Raw genomic sequence first — 2,020 nt, forward strand, 5'->3', positions numbered from 1 at the left:
TTATCACTTGGTAATTGTTATGAGATGGCTCTTATGGCCCTTGATTATGTATTGCGTTACGCCCCTCCTTCTGTTAACGCAGAAGTTTATCAAATTGAGGGAGGTGACCATGTCTTTTTAGTTGTGGGAAGGAAAAAAAATAGCAATCCGAACAATCCTGCAACATGGGGAAAGGACGCTTATATTTGTGACCCATGGTCTAATAAAGTTTATCCCGCTTCTGAATATTTAACTCAAACAAAGAATTATATTTTTTTGCGAAAAATGGATGGAGATTATTCTAACCAATTAGAAAATTTTGATAAACATCACCATAAGTTAAGCCCTATACCCTCAGAAAATACGGAATATTTGCGCAAAGCACACTCACGACCACATCTCGATAAAGTCATTGGGCTTTTTCAAACACGAATGAAGGCGACTCTTAATGCATTAGAAAAACTCGAAACTAATTTAAGAGCTATTATGAAACGGCTTGAGGTTAAATATCCCAACGACACACAGAAAAAAGAAATAATAGAAAAAATGGTGGATAAATTGCATGCAACCATTGGAAAAATAAAAGATGATATCAAGAAAGATTATGCCACATTACCCTACGATATTCTTCGTTCTAACTTAGAAAGCTTATCTAAAGAAAGCTTATCATCTTTTCAAAAGGCAATTAGTGTAAGCGAGGCAGATAAGACTGTTCTAATGAAATATAATGATGAAAATTCCTATGCTACAAAGGCTTTGCGTTTCTTTAATATTAAACCGAAAACAGTAAGAGATACACGTGATGCATTAATTGAAGCGCATAAGTCAGTAGAGAAAATATCAAAGAAGAATTGAAGAATAAATAACTTCTAGCTTGATCAAGGCAATAGTCACCCCGTTCCATCGAATATTTCGTTTTAATCCTCTAGATATCTTGGACGTGGCTGTATGATGTTATTTTGCTATATCTTTCTGTTGATATCGTTGCATAAAATTTAGATGTTGATAAGACATTTACAAGCCCTTTATTCCCTAATCCATTTCTAGCTTATTGAATTATAATGGAATTGAGCTTCAGAAGTGAATCGACTATTCATAGTATTCAACGATAGAAGCTAAGTGTTTATTGTGTTCTTTATTGAGATATTTTTTATGAAAGTACAAAACGCTAATCTGAGTTCTTATAACGTAAAACGGCATTACTGAATATTAAGAAAAATGGATTTCCACTCCATACTACTTTAAGATAAATTTCGATTGACGCCAGGGAGTTGGTTCATCATGAACAATACAAAATGATTGCGGCTATCTGTATAGGTAACGCCATGGAGTGGTATGACTTTATGATTTATAACTTCATGTTACTTTTTATTGCGCAAAATTTTCCCCCCAGTCATAACTCCATTACCTCGTTACTTACCTCCTTGGCGAGCTCAGGTGTTGTTCTTGCAATTCGGCTTTTGATTTTACCAATTGGTTTGGTTATTAAGACGTCAATTACATAAACAATTAATGTTTCCTGAAAAACAAACTACAGTTATCTACGCACAAATCCGTCAGCAAAAAAAGAATTTGTTTATCGCTTTATGCTTGGTCAGTGGTTGCACGGTCTTGTCTACACGATATTTAGTTATATGCCTACTTTTAGCAAACTATATTTGTATTTACCATGACTTTGCAGCAAAAAAGCATTGAATCATTATTTTCACTACAACCTATTGATTATATTACAACTAATAAATAACCTTGCTGCCCTTAAGTGGCGCAGGGTTGCTTGATAAATAATTAGAGATTGTAAATCTGAAAAATATATTGCTTATGACCTGAAAATTTAGTGGTATTTGAAATATCCAGGTAAATAGAAGTAAGGATATATCTGCTTAGTCTGATTAATCGTAAAACTAAGGCCTGTTGACAATTCACCCTGCAATACGTTCTTTTGATCGCAAGTAAGACTAGATGATGCCATTAGCTTTATCCGTGTGTATTCCGGAGCGAAATGATCACCAATTCCGGCCGCATTTGATCGCAGATTCCGGAA

At 34.5% G+C, this 2,020-nt stretch carries 2 protein-coding genes; one reads left to right on the plus strand and one right to left on the minus strand.

Annotation, left to right across the window (positions count from 1 at the left end):
- Positions 1–834, plus strand: an 834-nt coding sequence (locus tag DGG96_RS20515; RefSeq protein WP_240610484.1) for a hypothetical protein, incomplete at its 5' end; no start/stop codon positions are given.
- Positions 835–1,810: 976 nt separating this feature from the next.
- Here the strand turns inward: DGG96_RS20515 and DGG96_RS21120 are convergent.
- Positions 1,811–2,020 (minus strand): hypothetical protein (locus DGG96_RS21120; protein WP_205872637.1); only part of this gene is annotated, 210 nt, incomplete at its 5' end.

Source organism: Legionella qingyii (genome assembly GCF_003184185.1).